Origin of the sequence: Aporhodopirellula sallentina SM41, from assembly GCF_000346505.1 — a bacterium.
In the GTDB taxonomy this organism is placed as follows: domain Bacteria; phylum Planctomycetota; class Planctomycetia; order Pirellulales; family Pirellulaceae; genus Rhodopirellula; species Rhodopirellula sallentina.
Window position 1 is genome coordinate 1 of record NZ_ANOH01000267.1, and the last position, 22,848, is coordinate 22,848.

Annotated in this window: 18 protein-coding genes and 1 tRNA gene; 12 read left to right on the forward strand and 7 right to left on the reverse strand. The window is 57.7% G+C overall.

What is annotated here, in order from left to right; translation table 11 throughout:
• Positions 1-415 precede the first annotated feature (415 nt).
• From RSSM_RS17825 to RSSM_RS17845, 5 genes are all read right to left on the reverse strand, one after another.
• Positions 416-4,201 (reverse strand): AsmA-like C-terminal region-containing protein, encoded by a 3,786-nt coding sequence (locus RSSM_RS17825; RefSeq protein WP_008681717.1) that lies wholly within the window; start codon positions 4,199-4,201, stop codon positions 416-418.
• 42 nt (positions 4,202-4,243) lie between these two features.
• Positions 4,244-5,884, reverse strand: coding sequence for a hypothetical protein (locus RSSM_RS17830; RefSeq protein ID WP_008681718.1), 1,641 nt, complete (start codon positions 5,882-5,884; stop codon positions 4,244-4,246).
• A complete protein-coding gene (locus tag RSSM_RS17835; RefSeq protein ID WP_236621219.1) occupies positions 5,884-7,275 on the reverse strand; it encodes a glycosyltransferase family 2 protein in 1,392 nt (463 codons plus the stop codon). Before RSSM_RS17835 ends, RSSM_RS17830 begins: the two co-directional genes overlap by 1 nt.
• Positions 7,276-7,365: 90 nt before the next feature.
• A complete protein-coding gene (locus tag RSSM_RS17840) occupies positions 7,366-8,223 on the reverse strand; it encodes a dihydroorotate dehydrogenase electron transfer subunit (RefSeq protein ID WP_008681720.1) in 858 nt (285 codons plus the stop codon).
• 5 nt (positions 8,224-8,228) lie between these two features.
• On the reverse strand, positions 8,229-9,443 hold the full coding sequence (locus RSSM_RS17845) for a pseudouridine synthase (protein ID WP_008681722.1): 1,215 nt from the start codon (positions 9,441-9,443) through the stop codon (positions 8,229-8,231).
• Between the two features lie 1,244 nt (positions 9,444-10,687).
• Between RSSM_RS17845 and RSSM_RS17855 the strand changes: the two genes are divergently transcribed.
• The 9 genes from RSSM_RS17855 to RSSM_RS32565 all read left to right on the forward strand — a co-directional run bounded on the left by RSSM_RS17855 (position 10,688) and on the right by RSSM_RS32565 (position 17,686).
• Positions 10,688-11,575: a hypothetical protein gene (locus RSSM_RS17855; protein WP_008681730.1), complete on the forward strand. Its 888-nt coding sequence runs from the start codon at positions 10,688-10,690 to the stop codon at positions 11,573-11,575.
• A gap of 73 nt (positions 11,576-11,648) precedes the next feature.
• Positions 11,649-11,837 carry a hypothetical protein gene (locus RSSM_RS17860; RefSeq protein ID WP_044302908.1) on the forward strand — a complete coding sequence of 63 codons (189 nt, stop codon included), beginning with the start codon at positions 11,649-11,651 and terminating at the stop codon, positions 11,835-11,837.
• Positions 11,830-12,096 (forward strand): hypothetical protein, encoded by a 267-nt coding sequence (locus RSSM_RS17865; protein ID WP_008681734.1) that lies wholly within the window; start codon positions 11,830-11,832, stop codon positions 12,094-12,096. The genes RSSM_RS17860 and RSSM_RS17865 overlap by 8 nt, the downstream gene beginning before the upstream one ends.
• Positions 12,093-12,476, forward strand: coding sequence for a MerR family transcriptional regulator (locus tag RSSM_RS17870; RefSeq protein WP_008681736.1), 384 nt, complete (start codon positions 12,093-12,095; stop codon positions 12,474-12,476). The genes RSSM_RS17865 and RSSM_RS17870 overlap by 4 nt, the downstream gene beginning before the upstream one ends.
• Before the next feature lie 245 nt (positions 12,477-12,721).
• Complete coding sequence (locus tag RSSM_RS32560) at positions 12,722-13,453, forward strand: hypothetical protein (protein ID WP_236621220.1); 732 nt, start codon at positions 12,722-12,724, stop codon at positions 13,451-13,453.
• Positions 13,453-15,192, forward strand: a complete 1,740-nt coding sequence (locus tag RSSM_RS17880) for a DNA polymerase (protein ID WP_008681740.1) — start codon at positions 13,453-13,455, stop codon at positions 15,190-15,192. The genes RSSM_RS32560 and RSSM_RS17880 overlap by 1 nt, the downstream gene beginning before the upstream one ends.
• A 154-nt stretch (positions 15,193-15,346) precedes the next feature.
• Positions 15,347-15,757, forward strand: a complete 411-nt coding sequence (locus tag RSSM_RS17885; RefSeq protein WP_008681742.1) for a hypothetical protein — start codon at positions 15,347-15,349, stop codon at positions 15,755-15,757.
• A 48-nt stretch (positions 15,758-15,805) separates the two neighbouring features.
• Entirely contained in the window at positions 15,806-16,129 is a 324-nt protein-coding gene (locus tag RSSM_RS17890; RefSeq protein ID WP_008681745.1) for a hypothetical protein, read from the forward strand.
• A gap of 114 nt (positions 16,130-16,243) precedes the next feature.
• Positions 16,244-17,686 (forward strand): tyrosine-type recombinase/integrase, encoded by a 1,443-nt coding sequence (locus RSSM_RS32565; RefSeq protein ID WP_144059914.1) that lies wholly within the window; start codon positions 16,244-16,246, stop codon positions 17,684-17,686.
• Here RSSM_RS32565 and RSSM_RS17905 read toward each other — a convergent pair.
• Both RSSM_RS17905 and RSSM_RS31780 read right to left on the reverse strand, forming a co-directional pair.
• A tRNA-Ile gene (locus tag RSSM_RS17905) sits at positions 17,655-17,728 on the reverse strand. The genes RSSM_RS32565 and RSSM_RS17905 overlap by 32 nt on opposite strands.
• 295 nt (positions 17,729-18,023) lie before the next feature.
• A complete protein-coding gene (locus RSSM_RS31780; RefSeq protein ID WP_052336072.1) occupies positions 18,024-20,222 on the reverse strand; it encodes a tyrosine-type recombinase/integrase in 2,199 nt (732 codons plus the stop codon).
• A gap of 611 nt (positions 20,223-20,833) precedes the next feature.
• Between RSSM_RS31780 and RSSM_RS17920 the strand changes: the two genes are divergently transcribed.
• The 3 genes from RSSM_RS17920 to RSSM_RS17935 all read left to right on the forward strand — a co-directional run bounded on the left by RSSM_RS17920 (position 20,834) and on the right by RSSM_RS17935 (position 22,757).
• Positions 20,834-21,115 carry a hypothetical protein gene (locus tag RSSM_RS17920; protein WP_144059915.1) on the forward strand — a complete coding sequence of 94 codons (282 nt, stop codon included), beginning with the start codon at positions 20,834-20,836 and terminating at the stop codon, positions 21,113-21,115.
• Positions 21,116-21,286: 171 nt separating this feature from the next.
• Positions 21,287-21,595 (forward strand): hypothetical protein, encoded by a 309-nt coding sequence (locus RSSM_RS33820; RefSeq protein WP_008681752.1) that lies wholly within the window; start codon positions 21,287-21,289, stop codon positions 21,593-21,595.
• 463 nt (positions 21,596-22,058) lie between these two features.
• Complete coding sequence (locus RSSM_RS17935) at positions 22,059-22,757, forward strand: hypothetical protein (RefSeq protein ID WP_144059916.1); 699 nt, start codon at positions 22,059-22,061, stop codon at positions 22,755-22,757.
• The last annotated feature ends 91 nt before the right edge of the window (positions 22,758-22,848 follow it).

Genomic DNA, 22,848 nt, shown 5'->3' on the forward strand with positions numbered 1-22,848 from the left:
CTCGCCAACGGGCTGTTGATTTAATCAAGAGTCAACCTGCTTTCGTTTAACCGGCAGCCGTAGGCGACGTGCAGTAGCAAGCAGGTCGCCTTTGGCTGCCTGTTAAACGCGATACCGTTCAATGAAGCACCGGGTTGTGGCGTTTTCGTTTAACCGGTAGCCGTAGGCGACGCTTGACGGAACACAACCTACCCTTCGGGCACGGGTTAAACGAAAACTGAACGGTGTTGCCGTTAAACGAATAAATCAACAGTCCGCCAAGAGTTTCGGCAGCCCCCGTAAATCACCGAAAGTCTTGGCGACTATCGCTACCAGCTCAACTCAAACTTCTGCATGAACACTGAACTCTGGCAAACCCAGCTACTCGATCGGACACATCAAATCTGAGAATGCCCGAAACCCTGCGACGCATCGGCTAACGACTGACCGCAGAGGTGTCCGCGGTTGTTGACCGGACCATTCCCGGGAACCAAGACTCCAGCGTTTGACTGACGCCACCGAGAGCATGACGCTGGATCGTCGGTGCCGACAAGGGACCGTCGACTTCGATCGTCCAGAAAGTATAACTGCTGTCCCTGAGCGGACTGATCACCTTGCTGAACAGGTTCTGGGGACTGACCTTGGTGTTGAAAGATAGGTCGAGATGCTCGAGACGCGACAACGTCCCGCTGCCATCCAACGCGACCAAGTCACCCCACATCGACAACCGGTGGAAGTTCACGTCTTCGCCAAAGATCGCGAACTCGGTTTCACCATCTGTGAACGCCACATCTTCGGTAGGCGTGATACGCAACAAGTTGAGGACCTGCACGAGCAACGGCAGTTCGTACATGTTCGCGCCACTGATGCGAGCCGTTCCTGTCCCCTTGAGCAAGTCTGAATCGCCGAGACGTCCATCGAGTCTCGAGTTCATATCGAAACGCCCCTTCATTCCCGATCGCGTCTGCCCCAACTCCGCAAGGATCGTGGCGATTTGACCGTTTTCCATTGACGCTCCGACATCGAAATCTCCCGTCGATAGAGCGACGATCCCGCTGACGTCTAACTTGCCTCCAAACATTTGACCATTGATCGGTGCCTGACGCCCGGACTTGTCCGCATGGACCGTTCGCGCCCCGAGCTGAGACGATGCCGTGCCGACTAATGGCAGCCCCGTGATCGGATCCATCCCCGTGGAAAACGTCCCCAGACGCAACTCATCACCGAGGATTGAAAACGGGCCACGCAAGGATGTTACTTGGAAACCGTACGCGTGCAGCGAATCGATCGCCAATTCGCCGCCGGCGCGGACCAATTCACCGTCCTTCATCCCGCGAACCATGATCTCGCCACGCAGAGAATGCACCGGCCCGACGTCCGCGATCCGGTTACCTTCGAGCTGCAGAATCAAATCCCAATCGATCGTGGGCGACTCCGTCTCCGACTGCGGCAATAAAATATTGGTGACCCCTCGCAGCCCCAGCGGTCCTCGCAACTCGAGCGCCCGCATCGCTCGACTCATCTGCTCGGGCAGCGCGGCGATCAATTCCTCGTCCGGGATCAAACGACACCCGCTATGCAAATCCATCGTCAACATCCAACGCCCCGACGCGTCTGGATGACAAACGCCATCGGCGATCAAACGGGACGCATCATGCCGACCGCGCAGGTTCGTAATCGTCACAGCACCATCGCGATAATCGACGCTGCCACCGACGATATCCACGCGGTAAGGAATCGCTTTCGGGCGGATACTCAACAGGTTCGGCTTCGCACGCAGTTCGCTCTGATGAGCCGCATTAAGAGACAGGGCGATCGGTGCGGTACCGACACGACGAAGCTGCACGTCCAATTGGTCGAGCGTCCCGGCTGGCGACAACGCCTCCCAGATATTGCGAGATGACTCCGGCAACGAAACTCGCAAAGAGTGGTCCATCGCGATGTCCGCAACGCGAAATCGCAGATTCAACTCTGTCTGATTCGGATCGGCCGACATTTGATACAAACCGTCGCAAGCAATCTTTGCCGCGCCCGCGTTGTTCGCAGTGAACCCAATGATCCGCACCATATCATCCTTCACCTGGACGCGTCCGGCGACGTTGTAGAGCGGATAGGCAAAGCCATCATAGCGAATCGAACCACCGATCACTCTCAAGTCAAACTGCCGACTCGTCACACCGTTGGCATCGGTTTGAATCGAAGCCGACGCCAACTCAATCGCACCGCGAGGATGCAGCGAACGAATGAACGACTCCAACTTTGACTCCCCCCGAACACCACCTGGCGTCAAACCGGCGTCCTGCGTCGACTCACGAGGAGTCAGCGCAGAAACCAACGCACCATCAATCGGAATCGCACCGTCCGACCGAATGACAATCGATCGTTCCGGTGAAACGACTGCGTCCGGACTCAATTTCATCGGAACGTTGAACTCACAGTAGACCGGACGCCCGCCCGCAAAACCTGTCAAACGTCGAGTATCCACGCGCCCGTTCGCGATGTTGATCTCACCGCTGAGCCGCTCGACCGGGTACGGAAACTTGTCGACCTGAACATCGACGCCTTCGCAAAGCACCGTTGCTTCGATCGCCCACGGTTGCTTCGCCAGCGGCCGAGCGTTGAAACATCTCGTCACAAAATCAATTTGCCCTGACGGTCGATAGCGGTCGAAGAACGCCGCGGTCTTGGCGGGCGCGAGTTCCCGAAACCCTTCGTTAACCTGCAGGTCATCAGCCGAAACCGTCAGGTCGCAGTTCCAAACACGAGCCACGAGATCAGACTCGCAGAAAGGAATCCGAATCGCATCATCGGTGCCTACTGAAGGAAGCGGCGTGGCAGTGTAGGCGGCCATGTAGACCGACTGCGGACTCACCGGCTCCGGTGCAGCGAGTGCCACCTGCACGTCCGCACTTCCTTGCAACCGCACGACCGCCTGCCCGAGCGTAGCGCGGCTAGGAAACAACTCGACTTTCCGAGGAGTAATCCGCAACCGTCCCGTCGCATGCTCAAACGCGGCCGGCAGACGTTTGTCGTTGTAACGTCCGTTTCGCAGCACATAGTCGATTTCGTAGTGAAACGGATCGGCGATCGAAGTCGCGTTGTTAGTCACGTTCCCAGACGCAACGTTCCCAGACGCAACGTTCCCAGACGCAACGTTCCCAGACGACACGTTCCCAGGCGCCGGATCGTTGCACCCGATCTCAATACTCGCGTTGAGGTCACCGATCACATCAAACCGTGCCCCCGGAGGAGGCGTTTTCGGCAACCAGGTTCGGAACCGATCCAGCGTTGAATTGTTCAACCGCAACGAAGCCATACTGGCCTTCGCCTTTGTATGAACTGTTTCGCCATCGACAATGTCCTGCGCCACCGTCATCTCGCACCGACCACACAGATCGCTGTCGCCGACCAACGAGATCCGCCGCTCTCCGTCCTCGCCCGCATCAAAGTTCGCCGAACTCTCGATAACGATTTGCGACCATCGCAGTTCAATCGGTCGCGACTGTTCCGACGGATCGGCGCCCGCACCGGAACCCCCAACCTCTGCGACGTGACGATTCACGCCTGCCTTCTCCTCCACCGACACTTGCAACGCAACGTCCCGAAGGTCGACCCGAGGACAAACCGGCCCCAACTTTGGCAGCGGCCACAACCCGTCGAGCGAGCTGGATCCATCGGATTGCAATCGCACATCCGCATGGATGCCCTCAACGATGACTTGACGAGTGGTCACCGGGTTGCGTTTATCGAGCAGCTTCTTGGCGTCGATGTCAGCCAACACCGTCATCGTGTCGACAACGACCGCAGGCTCCTGCGTCCAACGATTCAACAACGTCCCCGCGAGCGATCCACCCACACCACTCGCCGAACCGCTAGCACGTGGTGAAAACGTCAACCGTTCGAAACGGAATCCCACGCCAGGCAAATAACTGCCTCGACCGATTTTGACATCCCACTGCGTGTAGTAGTCCGCCAGTTGACGTTCGAAGTGACGTCGCACCTGTTCGCCAATCGTCTGGGGACCGATCGTGCGAAAGACAAAGACGATCGCCGCACAAATCGCCACCAACACCAAAACCGACGTCAGTCGGCTACGGCCTGGGCGGGATCGCGTATCGGAATCCGACGACGTCAACGTAGAAATCTCATCCGTGAGAAAAACGAAAACCTGAACTTCGATCCTGACGGTGTGCACCGCCGTCAGGCCATCGAGAATGGGCATCCTGCCCGCAATCAGACACCCTGAATACTACCCGGTCATTTCCTAGTTCAACCAGTCCAAAAACGAGGCAAACCGATACAACCACGGACTTTGCCACGGCGAATCAAGACTCGTGGACACAGAGAAAACACTTGCGACCAAGAGCACCCCCGCGAACACCCTACCTCCCCTGGATTCACTCATTTCGTTCAACTCCGGAATGATCGCGTAAATCCACAGCGGAGCGAACCACAACATCCACCGAAAACAAACGCTCACCCCGCCGTAATTCCGGTCGATCTCCGGCCGAGCCATGTAAAAAGCAAAGCAAACGAGGCTCGAAAGCAAGATCGCACAGGCCAAACACCGACGATCAAACGGCCCGTGAAAGCACTTGTATCCCAATCCCAGCGGCACCAACAACCAAATCGGCGTCAACGAGAAGATCCCGTAAACACCCAAAGTCGCGTGAAACGCGTAAACACCGCGGTTCGCCTCGCCACGGTCAACTCCTCGTCGCTGCCCTGATCGCCAATAACTGCCTGGGTAGTCGTACCAATCATCCCAAACCGCGATTTCCCAATCGGATCCCGCGCCCAAACCACCACGCCGGACGCTCCACTGCCGATAGACCGAGGAGTCTCCCGCAGAGACCTCCTCCAAAACCTCGTAACCGCCTGCCTGCAACGGACGCACACGGATCGATTCCGAATCGGCGAACATGCTGACCTGCCGCAATCGCTCCTTCATCGACTCCGCGCCCGATGTCGTCTCAGACGCCGGATCAACATCCCACTGAAACTCTGCGACGATCTCGCCAACGCCACGGTGCGCATAGGGCGTCCGCCAACTTTGGTGTGCCCAGTAGTTCGTGCCAAATATCCCAGCCACGACCACCCCCGCCCCGATCAAGAACCCCGGGATCGAACGCGGTATCAAGATCGCAAACAACAGCCCCCACAACACAAACATGGACAACGCCGGCAATTCACAGGCAACCGCAAACGCAGCCGACGCTCCCGCGGTTGCCCACGGCCAAAACCGCGGCCGGTACGTCACACCGGCGAACGAGTCGTGCACATTTTCGCTGACACGCAGATAGATGTACAGAGTCAACGACGTCGCCGCGGCCGCGAACAAATGGTTGTTCAACGATATCGCAAAGGGCGTCAACATGGTGCCAAAGCAAGCCGCCGTGACCGCCAACCGCTTCGCGAAATCCGACGCGCTCGACCACTCGATGCTCAATGTCATCGTGATCAAAAACAACGCCATCACCGGCAGGTTAATCAGCAGCAACAGCAACCGCGGCACATAGACCGGATGCTCCGTCATGCTCAGACCGGTTGCCGTGTGCACGCACCAATAGACGCCCGCCACCATCGTTGTCAGCAACGTCGGCTTGCTGCTGTAGTAGTGCAATCTCCCGTCGTCGCCGACGTGTCGCACCTTGTCGATCGTGTCCCACAAACGGCGGCCACGTTCGCTGCGAATCGAGATCAACTCATCGATCGAAAACGTATTCTTTTCAACCAACGCGGCAACGCTGACCCATCGGCTGCGATCATTCGCACTCAAGAACGCCGCGTCACCCTCTGGGTTGGACACGACGGCGATTCGCCCGGCAATCAACGCTAACGACACAGCGATCAGCACCGCGTGCATTCGAATCCGCTTTTCACGCGGCACATCGTGTTTACGCATCAGTCGGTCGCCTTGATGGAGGTCTTCCCTACACCACCAATGGAACGATCACCGAATCCAGCGATCTGCGATACGCTGTACGACACATGATGGAACGCCAAATCCGACGCGATCCCACTGCCCGGCGCGATCCCACTTCCCGGCGAGAATACACTGCCTGGCCCTCTTTGCAGCCCCCGCAACGAACGGTCCCGGGCCGCCGATACCGACACGATCAGTTCCGCAATCAATCCGGCGAGGACACACTGTGCTCCGAACAGGATCGCCAAGATGCAGTAGTAGAAGATCGCCGTCGAATGCAGGTGCAACGCGTCGCCCTCACCGAGCCGTGTGATCACCCACCTCGCACTGAGATACAACAGACCGAGTGTCCCCAACCCGAAGCTGACCAACCCTGCCGAGCCGATCAGATGCAACGGCCGCCGGGCGTAATCGGTTAACAAATAGATGCTCATCAAGTCGAGAATGCCCTTACCGAGTCGCGACAAACCATATTTCGATTTCCCGTGAGCCCTCGGGTGGTGCTGCACCTCGATCTCGCCAACCTTCCATCCCCTCGCCGCAGCAAGAACCGGAATGAACCGATGCCGTTCGCCGTACAGATCTAACTCGGCGAGCACTTCGCGTCGGTACGCCTTGAAACCACAATTATGGTCGTGCAACCGCACTCCCGTGATCCCGCTCACCAACGCATTAAACACCCGACTGGGCAGAACCTTGTGCCACGGATCGTGACGCACACGCTTCCACCCACTCACGACGTCGAGTGTAATTACGCGCCTCTCCGATCGGTAGGATGGCGACTCCCCCGACGGCGAAGATTTTGCCCGTGTGCCTTCCTGATCTGCCCCCGTGGGCTCTTCGGATCGGCCGCTTAATGCGGACAGAAACCGCGGTATCTCATCCGGATCGTCCTGTAAATCCGCATCCATGGTGAAAACGATGTCACCGCGAGCCACCGAAAAACCGGCACTCAGCGCCGCAGCTTTTCCGAAATTTCTTCGCAATCGTATCGCTTTCGTCCGAGAATCCTGCCCCGAAAGCTCAACCATCCGCTCCCACGTCGAGTCCGTCGACCCGTCGTCAATAAACACGATCTCGAACGAGTCCGCCGCGTCATCGCACGCTTTGCCACAAACGTCGACCAACCGTGCATGTAGCGTCGCGAGCGAATCTTCCTCGTTCATCGCCGGAATCACGATCGTCAACTCAGGCGTCTCGCTCGGCATCGCGTTCTCCATCGTGTCGCGTTCCATCTCGCGGTCATGAGAATCGCTCTCGCGCAACGAACCCTCTGCAGGTGAGCTATGGGGCGGTGAGCTTTCGGCCGGAGACTTATCGGCCGGAGACTTATCGGCCGGAGACTTATCGATCGGTGTGTTTTCTATCAACGCCGCTTCCTCGAACGTCTATGGGACTGGAACGCTTGCGACCGCTGCGTCGAAATTGGGGATCGTTCGATGGAAGACGACACTCGGCAACTATTCCCAACACAACTGCCCAGCATCAAAGATCGGACCGTCGACGCAGGTACGTTTGTAATCCCAATCGCCGTCTTCTTGATTGACCTTCGCAACGCACGAAAAACAAATGCCGATCCCGCATGCCATCGGAGTCTCCATCGACACCTGCACGTCCACGCCACGGTCCATGCACACGCCGGCAACCTTTTCCATCATAATTTCAGGGCCGCACGTCAACACGCGAATCGTCTCGTCCGGCGATTGCTTCCGCAACGCATCAATCCGTTCGGCCAAGACATCCGGCACGAGAGCTTGTCGGCCTTCCGAACCGTCGTCCGTGCACGTTGTCACGTCGAACCCCGCGTTGCGAAAATCATCCACGCCCGCCAGCAACGTTGACCGGCGCGCCCCGTAGATCAGCTCGATGTGCTTCGCCCACCCACGCTGCATCGCGTCACGCCCGGTTACCAACATCGGTGTCTGACCGATCCCACCGACCGCCATCAACAAACGATCACACGAGGTGTCTCGAAACGCGTTACCGAGAGGCCCCCACACGGACACCTCCGTACCGACCGGACTGGCCGACAAAGGCGACGTCAACGCACCTTTGCGGAGGTAAATCAAATCGATCGAATCAGGCGCCCCCGAGTCGTCGTTGTGGATGTCATAGATGGCAAACGCCCTCCCGATCAGCGGCGCGTTCACGCCCGCCAAACGGATCATCACGAATTGCCCCGGCTTCGCCTTCACCGCGATCTCCGGTGCACTGACTCGCAACATAAATGTGTTCTCGGCAACCGCTTCGTTCACGACCAGCGGACCGGTCACGTGAGTCATCTCGTCGGCGTAGTTCTTTGCATGCAATGTAGCCATCGGGTCTACCGTCGTCCTTTCCGTTTTCTTGACACACCCCGTGTGCGCTGAGTGGTTCGCTTCGATGCCGATTTCCCACGTTTCGCCTTCGCACCCGAATCGACCGAGTTCTCCGCGACCACTTCGTCACCCACAATGATTTTCCCCACTCGCAACGAGTCACGGGTCGGCGCGTCGGCCTTTCGCCGTGCCTTCTTCACCGGCCGCCGATTTTCGCGCCGTTGCTCAGACTCGCCCGCGTTGTACGCGTCACTCGAGTGAGACCGTTTGGCACCGCGTTTCTTCACGGTGCCTTTCTTCAAGGTGCTTTTTTTAACAGCCCCCTTCTTCACGCCGCGTTTTTGAACACCGCTCTGCTTCACATCACGCGGTTTCCCTACGCCCGGCCCACGCCCGTCGGCGCCGCCTCGCCCCGCCGCTTCGGCCTTGGACGGTTTTTCAGGCGGTGCTGCGACCGCTTTCGCCGCGATCCCGCGTAGCTTTTCAATCTCATCACGCGAGAGTTTGCGATACGCCCCGGCAGGCATGTCGCCGAGCCGCAGCGGACCAATCGCAATCCGCCGCAACGTTTGTACTTTGTGACCGAACTTCGCAAGGATCCGACGAATCTCGCGGTTCTTCCCTTCCCGCAATCGGATCTCCATGTCCGTCGCTTTCTTGCGCGCCTTGATGACCCGGGCACCGTCGACACGGACCAGCCCTTCGGCGATGTAGATGCCTTGCCGCATCTTCCGCATCGTTTCCGGCTTGACCTCGCCCGCGACCGTCACACGATAAACCTTCTGCACGCCAAATCGCGGGTGCGCCAACGACTGCGCCAATTCCCCGTCGTTCGTCAGCAGAATCAACCCATCGCTGCTGCGATCCAGCCGTCCCACCGGATACACCCGTTCGGTAGGCGGAACGAGGTCGATCACCCGCGCACGCCCCTGCGGATCCGAGTTCGTCGAAACGACGCCCGTCGGCTTGTGCACCGCGTAATAGACCAGCTTCTGTGGCTTCAACACCACGCCGTCAACCCGCACCTTCTGTGTCTTCGAGTGAACGTTCACACCGAGCTGGGTGACGACTTCGCCATCCACCTCGACCCGCCCCTCACGAATCAACTCTTCACACTGTCGGCGACTGCCTAATCCAGCAGAAGCGAGCAATTGATTGAGCCGTTTGACATCGTCAGTAGGGCGAGACAGCTTCTTGCGGGGAGCGGACTTGCGAGGCATGAAGCGGACTTACAGAACAAACGTGAACAAAAAGTAGGGCTGGCAGGACTTGAATCCAGCAAAGAAATAAGCGTAATTCACGGGACCGATTCGGTCGATGGGGTCCCGGTTGTTCCACCGGTGGTTCCATTGGCCCCGATTCCGGATGCGTTGGGGCGTGTTTTGCAGTGTCCGGACGTCGATGTGATCGACAAGTTGAACGAAGTCGCCGAGGCGATTCTAGGGGGCCGTGAGGGCATCCGGTGACCGCTCCGGCCGTAGCGTCGGCCCGACGTCCGATCCTTGCACACGGGGATCTGTCGGCCGGACACGACGGTGTAGGTACTACTTTGCGTCCACGTCGCGGCGATGCCAGAGGGAACCGCCACAACGCGTCAGAAATTGGACAGACTCCGGTTTGTCCGCGAGGATTCTCGCGGCGTGGGTCCTTCCCGGCGGTTTGAGGATCACGGGTAAGCCAACCGCGAGGTGTCTCTGATTACGCCCCGGCAAATTTGCCTTCGCTTCGTTCGACACCGGGGTGGGGCATTTCTCGTGATGGAGTCCTAGCGACCGAGTGTTGGCCGAAACACGCTCCACTTGCACCAAAATGATCGTGGTGCGGAGGGGGCGGGGCGGTGTCGGTTTGGGTCCCTGATGCTAAGGTCGGACACTCGCGGTAAAATTCAGCCCGAGCATCCTCAGACACCGTCCGGCGTGTAATCGACGCGGGGGTAGGGGGCCTTACGCAATTCACGGCCCCCTTGGGTCCTCCCGGTTGATTGCTGACACCGTTTGCGAACCCCACGTCCGGCCGAGCGGGAGAGAGTCCGTCCGCCGGCGACGCGGCGAAGAGAGGGGGCGGTCATTTTTTGGCGTGGTCCGGCCACATGACCGGCGTGCCCACCTGCGTGATCGCGACCAGCAAATAGGTGTTTCGCCACGGGACCGAGGCACCGGGGCCGTTGGGTCCTTCCCGGCGTCCATCTCGCGGGTTACTTCCCGCTCACCTCGCGATTCTCACACACCCACGTCGTGAAATGGCACCACCCCCACACCCACGTCCGAGTCGACCGGCACTTGGACGCGACCGAGCGATCCCCCACAATGGTGTCGTGGGTTTGGTCGCCCACCATTTTCGTCGTCGCCTGACCCGCGACGATTTCTACGGTAGGCCGGTAGCTCCGGCCGCACGATTCGATCGGCCACTGGCGTAACCTTTCCGCCGTGGCCGGTTGAATCGGCCATTCACGAGGAAGGAATCTATGTCCGATAATTATCAAACGGACCTGCCCACTCGAAAATACGAATGGGGATTGGTTCGGTGTGTTGGCGAACTAGCATCTGTTGATGCTGTTCATTTGAAAGGCCTCAAAACGTATCGCTCATTCGCACGAGAAGCGATAATGCTGCTTCAAATACTCCATCGCGGTCGCAGCGTATCAGAGCAATTGAAGGCACTAGACCTGCTCGAACGACTTTGCCAGCTCTACATAGATGGCTACGGCTTTGACTTTGATGTCGACGAAACTATCTGGGCGGTTACCAGTCACCTCTTTACCGACGAACAGATTGAAAATTCTGACTGGCCGTCAAACGTGGATATACACCCTACAACGCTGCGAGCGATGTGTTTCTACGCAAGGGTTGAAAACCTTGAAGAAGATGACCGTCGGCAAAACAGATACAGCGTCGCCAGGAACTTATGGGTAGGGTGTGCAGCTGCTAGAAAACTCCACAATGAGATTTCACCATTTTTCGACATGGGATATTTTCGCGATCAAGTTCTTTGCTCTGTCCAATTCTGGAGAAGAAAACTAGGCAAAGCACTCAGCGTGATGAATTGGGTGGATGATGTGTTCAATCCCATATCCACCATCGAAGCTCCCACCCGAGTATCCAGCCCACTAATGCCGAATGACAGGCATATTTTGATTGCCATGGTCCAATTGGGGGCGACTGGAAACGCGTCGCCCATAGCGTCGGGAGAGATACTTAGCCGGGCTGGTGTACCCGAGTCCGGAACTGTTTGGGACAACCTACGACTGAACGGTTTGGTCGATGCAAAAGCCGGCGTCGGGCGGTGGTTAACTGGCCGAGGATTTACCATCGCGAAAAACCTTTACACTTCAAACGGATTAAGTCCGAGTTAGCTCCGAATTAACTATTTCGGTTTCGCTGCCATGCTTCCCTCGTTGTTGATTCCCATTCAATAAGAGGTTGAACATGACCAAGGTAGTTGTGCCCGATCGGCGTCCATACTTGCGGGCGATTCCACCCGCTGACCGAGTTCAGGAGAGGCTGAGCCAAGTCCTGCTCGAAGCAGAGCAGTTAAAGGTTTTGTTGCGACTAGCGTCCGATTTAGATGGAGTCGAAACAGTGACGACCACCAATTCGGAGGTGGATCGTGACTGATCAAAACAAGCGGCTCGTTATCGCCGCTGCCCGTCGCCGGTTTCTCCGGCGACTCCAAGACGGCCCCACCACGTTTACCGATGCGATTCGTGATCTATCCATACCTGATGGGTTGGACGGTCGCGTGTTCGGTGCGATGGTCGCTGAGCTCCATCGCGACCGAATTATCCGACCGGTCGGCTATGTACCTTCGTCAAACCGATGTTGTCATTCCCGATTGTGGGAATTGGTCGACGACTCGATCGGAGGTGCGAAATGACGTTCACCGATCTGAGTCCCGCCGACATGGAAGTGTTGGCGAACATGGTGGCCGATCGTGTCGCCGATCGACTCGCCAACCGGCGGCGACTTCTCACCCGTCATGAACTGTCCGAAGTGATCGGCGTGTCGGTTCCCAAACTGGACACGATGTTGCGTGATTGCGAATTGCCCGTCATCCGTGTCGGTCGCAAAGTGTTGTTTGACCCCCATGCGGTGATAACTCACTTGGCGGCGGCGTCGGCACCGCCGGCGACTTGCGAAGTCTGCCGGCGTGAACCGGTGGTTCACCACGTTCCCACCGACAACGGTGTGGTGGATACCTGCGATGAGTGTTGGCGATTCGTTGGTCCCAATTCGGGCCAATCCGGCGGTGAGTGATGCTATGCGACTTCTGCCATCAACGCGAAGCCGTGGTCCACCGATTCCGCGTGCTCGAAGGGTTCGCGAGTTTGTGCGAACCATGTTTTCGATATTCCATCGACCCGCAAAAGCACCTGTCATCCGAAGGCGACTTCTGCCTCGTGACGGATGCCAAAATAGACAATTTTCAACAATCCAGCCAACCACAAAAATCGGCCGGCATCGGTGACGACGATGCACGGCCGATCGAGGAACCAAACGATATGACTGATTCTAACAAGACCACCAAACGGACGTCCAAGTCCACCACGAAGTCCGACGTCGGCAGCCTGCCCGGCATGGAAAACGAAGTCCCGGCGGCGGACAACGCTCCGCCGAACAAACCGCCGGCCGACGTGTCCGTGGCGGCGACACCGGAACCACCGGATCCTCCTCGTGTGGTCGATCCGTTTGACCCTGCGGCTCTGCGGATCAACCCGAACACGGCGTCCGGAGCAATCGGCGTCAAACGCAAACTCGTGACGTTGAAAGTCGGCAAACCGGACAAGATGGAATTTTGCCGCGTGCATCCGTCCGAGGAGTACCGGATCGACACCGCGATCGTGGAAGACAAAGCGAACCGCGAAAGCTACCTCGTGGCTCCGGCATTGTGGCCGGAGCTGCCGGACTTCATCACGTTGGTGCGGTTGTGCGTGGCGGTCAACCGACACGGGACGACGTTCCTGTGGCCGGCGAAACTGCCCGACCCAAACGGCCGTCCGATGGACTGGCACACGTCGATGTTGGAAGCGCAAGAACTCGCGACGAAGAGTTGGGTGAGAGTCCAAGCGGACATGACAGCCGGATCGTACGCGGTGTTCGAGGCGACCGGGAACCTACCCGATCCGGAGTGGCCGGAACTGGCGATGGGTGACCTGCTAAAACTTGCATTCAAGACGCGTTTCATTGACTCGATGAACCACCCGTTCCTGTTGGAACTGTTCGGGGCCGCGTGATGGATTGGCTGAACCGATTCGATTCGGTTTGGTCACTCGACTTTGAATTCTCACAACCACCAGGCGAGCGACCGAGTGTTGTTTGTCTGGTGGCTCGTGAGCTCCACACGAAGCGATTGATACGGATCGACATGGACGCGTTGGCGACGATGAACGAACCACCGTTTGACACGGGACCGAGTTCGCTCTGCGTGGCGTACTTTTCATCGGCGGAGTGGAATTGTTTTCTCGCCTTGGGATGGAATCTACCGGCCCGCGTGCTCGATCTGTGGTGCGAGTTCCGCAATATGCTCAACGGAACTTTCCCGGCGTCCGGATGGGGGCTGTTGTCGTGTCTCTCGCATTTCGGATTCGACTCGATGTTGGCGACCGAGAAGACCGAGATGCGTGATCTGGCGATACGCGGCGGCCCGTACACGGCCGAGGAGATGACGGCACTGGTCGACTATTGCCAAACCGACGTCGATGCACTGGACAAGCTATTGCCCGTGATGGTTCCGCTGATCGACTTCCCTCGTGCGGTCCATCGTGGACGTTACATGAAGGCGGTGGCGTGTATGGAACACAACGGGATCCCGATCGACACGAACACGTTGTCGATGTTTCGGCGTCATTGGGAAACGATCAAGCTCGACCTAATTCAATCGGTCGACGACGCATTCGGCGTGTTCGATGGAACGACGTTGAAGCGTGACCGATTCGAGGCGTATCTGATCCGGAACGGGATCCCGTGGCCGGAAACGGACAGCGGTCAACTGTCGTTGAGGGATGACGTGTTTCGAGATCAAGTGAAATCCTATCCGCAACTATCGCCGCTGCGTGAACTCTGTCATGCACTGTCCGAAATGAAGCTGGAAAAGTTGGCGGTGGGATCGGACGGTCGCAACCGGACAATGATAAGACCGTTCGCGAGTCGCAGCGGTCGCAACCAACCGTCCAACAACAAATTCATTTTCGGTCCATCGGTTTGGTTGCGCGGTTTGATGCAACCGGAACCGGGAAACGCGTTGGCCTACGTGGACTGGGCACAGCAAGAACTTGGGATTGCGGCGGCACTGTCCGGCGACCCGGCATTGGTCCAGGCGTATGCGAGCGGAGATCCCTACTTGGAGTTCGCCAAGATGGCCGGGGCGGTCCCCGCGACTGCGACGAAGAAAAGCCATCCGGAGGAGCGATCGGCCTACAAGGTTTGCATGTTGGCGACCCAGTACGGCATGGGCGAACACGGTCTGGCGAACAAACTTAACAAGCCGGTCGCCTTCGCGAGAAACCTCCTCCGGCGACACCGCGAAACCTTTCCTGTGTTTTGGAAATGGTCCCAAAACCAAGTCGACACCGCGATGTTGACCGGCGGGTTACAGACCGTGTTCGGGTGGCGTATCCGGACGATCGGCGGCGACAATCCGCGGTCCCTGGCAAACTTCCCGATGCAAGCCAACGGGGCCGAGATGATGCGTCTGGCGTGCTGCATGGCGACCGAGGCCAGTATCCGCGTGTGTTGTCCGGTCCACGATGCGATTTTGATCGAGGCCGCGTCCGGTGATATCGACGACGTGGTGGCCCAAACACAAATCATCATGCGAGAGGCCGGACGGATCGTGCTCGATGGTTTTGATTTGGAATCGGACGCCAAGGTGATCCGGCATCCCGACCGCTACATGGACGACGATCGTGGTGTGGAAATGTGGGACCGCGTGGTCCGTCTTGCCAGCGAATCGGACACCAAACCGCCGAACTGAACATGGGACACCACGTTCCACAATTCGGAACGTGTTGTCCGGAAAGTGGAACGCGGTGTCCGTGAATTGGAACGTGGTGTCCCACCCGTACCCCCATATCTACTTAGTAATTTCTTTACTGGATCTATTTAGAAATCTCTTTCATAGGTAACCCATGAACCTGGAATCGTTCGCGGCCCGACCGACCGACGTGTCCGCTCTGTTCACTGTCCGAGGTGAAAGGCGAGTTGACCGGAACGCCAAGTCCGAGTCGGTGTCGATTCCGCTGCCGAGGCATCGACCCGGCGAGCGTTTCATCCGAGGCCCGATCCCGATGACATGGTTCCGGGCGGCGTCCACGTGTGGCAATCGTGCCGAGGCGGTGGCGGTGTTGTTGTGGTACGCGGCGGGATATCAACGGCGGAATCCGATCAAGATGACTCCGGCATTGCTGCGTGAACTGCGTGTTCACCCCAAAACGGCCAAGCGAATTGTGACGCGGATGTCGGACTTGGGATTGGTCCAGTGTGAGTTCGCTCGTGGCCGGTCGCCCCTGGTGACAATCGTGTCGCCATCCGATGTATAAACGCGATTGGATCTCGTAGAGCACACCCGAAATTGGAGCGACATAGCAATGGCCGAAGAAATTGAAAGACTACGACGTGAGAAAACAAAGGCCGAGAACGAATTATTCAGACTAAAAAGCAATATAAAACAGCAAAAGACCGGCTACGGAGCGTCTTCAATGAAGTGGGAAGTCGACGGCGGCCCAAACGCAGGACGGCAGAGCGTGCGTTTATCATTGGAAGGTGATATGACCGTCCATGTCGGTGAAGACAGCGGTGATACAGAGGAAATCACGGATTCCGGCAAAGCAGAGATTCACCTAGGTCGCAAGGAAGCTGAAAGGTTGATTCGTGCGTTGGCCATGGCCGTTTGCAGGTGCTACCCCGAATAGTTGATTAAAGTTTAGTTGCCACGGCTAGGTTTAGCGGCCGAAAAGCCGGTCCCATGCCGGCCCCGCCGTGGCTCTTCACACACCTACATGGGAACAACTGATGGAGTTGATTCAATGGCGAGTCTGAGCCGCGAAGAGAGGACCGCGAAACGCACCGGCGGTTATCGGTTGCAATTCCGAGACGTGTCCAAACGCAAACGGTCGATTTGGTTGGGCGATGTGACCGAGGCCAAGGCGGAGGACGTGAAAGCCCACGTCGAACACTTGCTGGAACAAACCAGGAAAGAGAGGCCACCGGAGAAGGCGACCGCCGAGTGGTTGGCCGGCATCGACGACGACCTGCGGAACAAACTGGCGAAATGCGGTCTGTGCGAGTCGGTAACCAAACGCGTGTCTCGTGACCTGACGGTCGCCGCGTGGATCGACGAATACGTGGCGGAGCGAGAAGACGTGAAGCCGAGCACGAAGCTCACCTACTCTCGCGGCCGTGCGAAACTGGTCGACTATTTCGGCAAACGGAAACGACTTCGTGACGTGACGGTGGAGGACGCTCGCAAGTGGCGGATTGCGATCAAGACAAAAGGCAACCTCCGCGACAAGGACAAACCGGGACTGTCCGAGGAAACGACTCGCAAGATGACGGCACTGGCGAAACTGTTTTTCGGGGAGGCGGTGTCTCGTGGACTGATCGACTCCAACCCGTTTGACAAGCTGGCATCAACCGGCCAAGGCAACGAGAGGAACCAACATTTCGTCGCGTCGGAAACGATCGAGAACGTGATGGCGTATTGCCCGTGCGGTGACTGGAAATTGATTCTCGCACTGGCGAGATACGGCGGACTGCGGTGTCCGTCCGAATTGATTCCACTGCGTTGGTCGGACGTCGATTTGGAAGGTCGCAAGATGACAATCACGGCCCCCAAAACCGAGCACCATGCGTCCGGTGGGATCCGTGTGTGTCCGATCTTCCCCGAACTCCACCGGCACCTACAAGCGGCATGGGATGCGATGCCGGACGGCCCCACGTCGCCTTTCGTCATCAACCGATATCGCCGATCGGACCAAAATTTGGGGACGACGTTTCTCAAAATCCTGACGCGTGCCGGCGTGGAGCCGTGGCCCCGGTTGTTCCAAAATTTGCGGGCATCCCGCGAAACCGAACTGATGGCCCGCTATCCGGCCAAGGACGTCGCCTCGTGGCTGGGCAATTCGGTGCCCACGGCGATGAAGCACTACGCGATGGCGACCGACGAAGCGTTCGCGGCGGCATCGGATCCAGACGCAACCACGGTCGCGAGTGCCACACAATCCGACACCACGAAGTCCGAGGCGAGCACCGGCGAGTCGGACGCGTCCGGTTGTTGCCCTGGTGGTTCCACTGGTGGTTCCATTTCGGGTGTATCTGGTGCCATTAAACCCGAAACGGAAATTGCCGCTGTTGCCCAAAACCCGGTAAAAACACCGGAAAAACCGGGCGAAACCGGTCTTTCAATAGTTCAGGACAACAGCGGCAACTATTACCTAGTAGGGCTGGCAGGACTTGAACCCGCGACCTAGGAATTATGAGTTCCCAGCTCTAACCGACTGAGCTACAGCCCCGGAATACCGTCCACTGATTGAGAATCACTGCAAATTGCACGTCCCATGTATTCGCTGGCATCGCTTGTCAACGACAGGCAACCGCGATCACAGGCAGACTCTCACGCCGACCAGATTTCAAACACAAACCCTTCACCGGCGAACGGCAGGGGAGATTGTAGCCACCGGTCTCGAAAAGCGACAGACGCGGGGCACCGCAATCTTTCTCCCGCATCAACGACTCAGTCCGACCAACGACTCAGTCCGACTACCCCGATTCGAACACCCAATTCGGCGCCCTCCGCTCGGCCACCGATCACGCCGAACGGGCGACGTGAAATCGAATCTTGGCCTCACGCACCTCACCCGGCTGGACACGGCGATCGACGGCATGTTGCGAATTCCCCTCGCGGGCCAACGCGCCGCTCAGAGCGACCGGTGTTTCCGATTTCCCCTGCTCAGGCGTATCGCTCCGACTCCTCGCTGGCTCAGACGGTAGATCGCCTTGCCGCAAACGGTTCGTGATCGCCGTCCTCAGAAACTCGTAAAACTCGGGTTCCGCAATCGCTCGCCGCTGCGCCGCACTCAACCGCGCGGTCTCGGACTCCCACGCCTCCATCAACGGAACCGACAAAGTCCAGAAGCCTGGACGCGATTCACTCGCCCGGATTCCCAACAAGAAGACTCGCCGCTCGCCCCCGACAACCTCAACCGTGATCCGTACCGATTCTTCGCCTTCGAACCGTTTCACATGAATCCTGGGCTGCTCATCAAACCCCGGCAACCTATCAGAACCCGACAACTTCCCGACCGGATCAGTGTTGCCCAACCGATCCCCGTTGCCGCGAGTACGATCCGCGTTTTGCGAAGACTGAGTGCGATCCGCACCGTGTGATGACCGATCGCAATCGGCGCCGGGCGAAAACGCTCCCCCGCCGTGGCTTGTTCTTCCACTTGCCGGTACGTGGGCGTTCTGCCCACCGGTCCGATCCGTTGTCACCGACATCGCGTTCTTTGACGGATTGCTTTTTGACAGAGTGCCTTTTGCCCCAGTGCCTTTCGAAACGGCGCGTTTCAACAACGGGTTGGAATCGACGTCGCTCGCCTCCCGCGTGCCGCACAAACGATCGATCGGGCTGGGCATTTGAGAAGGTTCGGTCGGCTTGGCGATGTGAACGTAGATGGTCGTCGTCTCCAAACGCACGTGACCGAGCACTTTCTGAATCCTCCGAATATCACAACCATCTTCAAAGCTGTGCGTGGCAAACGAATGTCGCAAACTATGGGGCGTCGCCTCCTTTCGGATCCCGGCAATCGCCACGGCTCGCTTCATCACTCGTTGAGCGGTTCGCGGCGAAAGGTGCCGGTCTCCGTTGCTTCGTCGACCAGGTACCGCCTCGGCCGGGAACAAAAACTCTGCGCCATCAAATTGCGGCTGCAACGCCGAAAACATCGCTCGATAGGTTTCCGGCAACATGACTTGGCGGTCCACGTTCCCCTTGCCCTGAACAATCGAGATCGTGTTCCGGTCTAAATCAATCTCGCGCCACCGGACACGTACCACCTCGCTAACTCGCATGCCGGTCGCATACATCAGCCCGAGGATCAGCTTGTCTCGCATCGTCGGCGCCGCCTCGAGAAGACGTTGCATCTCCTGCTTGCTCAGCACCACGGGTTGCTTCTTATTGCGACGGGGTGTCTCCAATCCTAACGTGATATCAAGAAAGCAGAATTTATCGAACACAGTGCGTATCGCGGTCGAATGCACTCGTACCAACGCATAGCCCTTGTCCGATTCGACCAGATACAACAGATACTCGCGCACCATTTCCCGATCCACCTCGTGTGGCTGCCGGCCCGACCAACGAAGGAAAGACGAGACCGCATTGAGATACGATTTCACGGACTTCCGTTTGTAATTCCGGATCAATAACTCTCGCCGAATCTTCGCGTAGAATTCGGCATAAGAAGGCTGTTCGTGCCGCAAGTCGACGACAGCCATCTCGCTGCGAAAGTCGCGAGTATCGTAGACCCGTTCACGCGGAGCATCGCGTCCCGCTGCAGCCCGATAGGCCGATTGATCTCTGTAACGGTGAACCGGATCGGCCACCGCACGGCGCAACGTGTCTCGCTTCGGATTCCCTGACGCGGCCCCAAACGAACGACTCTCACTACGTGCCTGGTCTTCGCGCGTTGCCCCATGGTCCCCACGCGTTGCCTCACGCGAGAAAGCCAACTCATCCGACCGATCCGGATCAGCCGATCTCGCCCCGGTCTCTGAAAGCATGGGCTTCGAATACATGGTCTCCGAAGACACGGTCGCTTGATTGCCCGAGTCTGCATTCTTGGATCGCTTCGTCTTCGCATCCGCTGACGCCGACGATTTGAGAGACTCGGACGTATCGAGTGAACGGGCCTCGCGTTCGACCTGGTGCTCGGCATGCTCATGGACGCCCGAATACGAATCACTGCGTGCGCGCCGGGCGACCTCATTGAACAGATCGTTTGGATCCATGGCATCACTCCCAAAAGCCATCTCGTTTGAGCAAAAATTCTGCGTCCACGTGCCCTACGGCATTCACAAGCATCGCGAGACGCTTGCAATTGGCCGCACGCGATTTCTCACGCTGCCAAAGCCTCATAAAACGATGGACGCCACGCACCGAAGACACTCCCGCCGAACTGCTGAGCTTTCGCCACCAGCCAACCGCCACCTAGCTCTACCAATGCGTTGCAATCAAACACCGCCGACGCGCAAGCACAGGAGAGAAATCGGCCGAAAACAAACCACCGTATTTCCCCCAGCCACTCGATCCACGCTGAACAACGCGGACGCAGCCAGAGCATCTTCAGGCAAGCCTCCCTAGCGATCACGAGCAGTCCCCCGCGAGTCCCCAAAGCGACCGATCCCGAACCTAACGCTTCCCCGCCGCTGATCAAGCAAAAAACAAGCCCCCCACCCCAAAAAAGTGCACAAAACCACACCTCCGGTTGCAACTCATCGCAAAAGCAAGCCAAAATGCAACCTTCCCTCCCTCCCCGCCCACTCCGTTTATCACGACAGGGTGTCGGCGATAAACATGTTGTGTGACGCAGGCTTTCATGGATTCCGACATTGAATCTCTCGTGGCCGCGAAAATCCGCTGGGCGTGGGACGATGGCTGCCCGGTTGCAGCGCATGACTCGTCGGTTGCCGCGGAAATGGCCGCGAGTGCTCGGCGCCGCTGGGATTCGTTTCCGCGACGCAACAAAAACATCCCCGACACTACTGAGAACCGCATCAACGATCTCGCCCGTGGTGTTGCCGAGAAATTTACCGATGGCGGCTGGCCGATGGTTGGCCCTTTGATTTCCGACTATCGCTGGCTATGCGAACAGATTGCGCCAATTCTTGCGGACGACAACTGATGGAACCGTGTTGGCGATTCAGCGTCACACAACATGGTTTTTACGCTAAGGCCTTCGGCACACCTTCGTCCTTTGGCAACGATCGCTGGCCTTGGTACAATTCCACTCAGGTCAGACTCGCTCGCTTCGTTCAGGGCGGTGTCGTAAAAACCTTCCGTTGTGCGACCTACCGTGAGTGAAGATCGACCATCTATTCTGGATTGTAAGGCGACCATTCACGGCGATGGGGAATGCACCGATGCTGACCTCGCCATCGCCGCATTCACGCTGATGGAAAATCTTGAGAACGACGCGACGATCAACGTTGATGACGGATTGGCGCTTCTCAACCACCCCGGTGTGATCGCGGAGGTTGGCGCTCGCATACTTTACGTCCGGACTGGTCGTGATGGACTTGGTTGGGACATAGCGGGCGAAAATGGGCTGCCGTTTTGCACCGACAAATCAGACTGGCTCTCGTACTTGGGCCGCAACGAATAAATTGCAACGCCGATCGCGGCTCACCGGTCGCACAACATGGTTTTTACGCTGAGGCCTTCGGCACACCTTCCCTGTTTGGCCACGCGGGCTGGCCTTGGTACAATCTTTCGTAGTTCAGGCATCGTTCGATTCGTTCAGGGCGGTGTCGTAAAAACCTTCCGTTGGACGACTACTCATGCAATGTGAAGCATGCCGAACTGCTGAAGTAGCCGTTGCCAACTCTGACGACGACCCATCCCAGCCCTACCAGCTTTGCACCGAGTGTAACACTCGCTTGGTGGGCCTCGCCCTTCGTCCTGTCGAATGGTTCAATCTCGCGTCTACGCACGGACCGAGCAAGCATTTGCTTCACGACGACTTCTATGGCGACGACGGAACAGCGCACCAACCGGAAATCCCCGTTGTTGATCCCGATTTGTTTCCGGCCCCTAAACTATCGGGGATTGCGGACGATCTATCGCGCTTGCTCGACATGGCAATTACGCAATGGTTTCTTGCCGACGATGTTGTCAACGCAATCAATAACCACAATCCGGAAACGGTGCTTGGCAATCTGATGTCACGTACTGACGAATCGCAAAACGTTTGGGTTGAATCAACTTGCCTGCAAATATGCGCACGTTCACTTGGACCAACCGCAACAGATTGGGTACGTTCCCGCTATGGCAAATCGCCCGAAGTATTGTACTGGTGGGTGTCGGCTGCGGCTGCCTGTATGCCACTTGACGACGCATGGGATACCACAACCGCGGCAATCGCCAAATCCGAGAATGTCCGTGAGGATGCGCAATCTCTTGGGTGGTTCCGATCAGACAGAACTCTCGAGTGGATCGAAAAACAATTCCCAAGTCTTGAGATTCCCGTTACACAGGACTGGGGACGGCTCGCTGCAATTTCGCGTATCACTTGGTCGCGTGTCGAATCTTGGTTGTCACGTGGTCGCCCGCTAAGCTTGGTCGCCTTGGATGCATTGGTATCATGTTTCCACTACGACACTTTGAACCTAAAACGCATTCAACCCAAACTTGCAACCGATGCAACGGAATCGCACATGACTGAAACTCTCGATCGTTATGTTGGCGTCGATGACGTGCCGCGCGTTTCACGAACGGTTGACCGCATCAAATCAAATATGTCGGCAATCATTGGCGATGGCCCGTAGTCGTCCAACATGGTTTTTACGCTAGGCCTACGGCACACCTTCCTTGTTTGGCGACGCGGGCTGGCCTTGGTACAATCTTTCGTAGTTCAGT

What these genes read in the sequence shown, in the direction of transcription:
- RSSM_RS32560 (WP_236621220.1), top strand. Translation starts at nt 12,722, where the DNA reads ATGACTGATTCTAACAAGACCACCAAACGGACGTCCAAGTCCACCACG.
- RSSM_RS17885 (WP_008681742.1), top strand. Translation starts at nt 15,347, where the DNA reads ATGAACCTGGAATCGTTCGCGGCCCGACCGACCGACGTGTCCGCTCTG.
- RSSM_RS17845 (WP_008681722.1), bottom strand. Translation starts at nt 9,443, where the DNA reads ATGCCTCGCAAGTCCGCTCCCCGCAAGAAGCTGTCTCGCCCTACTGAC.
- RSSM_RS17855 (WP_008681730.1), top strand. Translation starts at nt 10,688, where the DNA reads ATGTCCGATAATTATCAAACGGACCTGCCCACTCGAAAATACGAATGG.
- RSSM_RS17890 (WP_008681745.1), top strand. Translation starts at nt 15,806, where the DNA reads ATGGCCGAAGAAATTGAAAGACTACGACGTGAGAAAACAAAGGCCGAG.
- RSSM_RS17880 (WP_008681740.1), top strand. Translation starts at nt 13,453, where the DNA reads ATGGATTGGCTGAACCGATTCGATTCGGTTTGGTCACTCGACTTTGAA.
- RSSM_RS31780 (WP_052336072.1), bottom strand. Translation starts at nt 20,222, where the DNA reads ATGGATCCAAACGATCTGTTCAATGAGGTCGCCCGGCGCGCACGCAGT.
- RSSM_RS17860 (WP_044302908.1), top strand. Translation starts at nt 11,649, where the DNA reads ATGACCAAGGTAGTTGTGCCCGATCGGCGTCCATACTTGCGGGCGATT.
- RSSM_RS17840 (WP_008681720.1), bottom strand. Translation starts at nt 8,223, where the DNA reads ATGGCTACATTGCATGCAAAGAACTACGCCGACGAGATGACTCACGTG.
- RSSM_RS32565 (WP_144059914.1), top strand. Translation starts at nt 16,244, where the DNA reads ATGGCGAGTCTGAGCCGCGAAGAGAGGACCGCGAAACGCACCGGCGGT.
- RSSM_RS17870 (WP_008681736.1), top strand. Translation starts at nt 12,093, where the DNA reads ATGACGTTCACCGATCTGAGTCCCGCCGACATGGAAGTGTTGGCGAAC.
- RSSM_RS17830 (WP_008681718.1), bottom strand. Translation starts at nt 5,884, where the DNA reads ATGCGTAAACACGATGTGCCGCGTGAAAAGCGGATTCGAATGCACGCG.
- RSSM_RS17825 (WP_008681717.1), bottom strand. Translation starts at nt 4,201, where the DNA reads ATGCCCATTCTCGATGGCCTGACGGCGGTGCACACCGTCAGGATCGAA.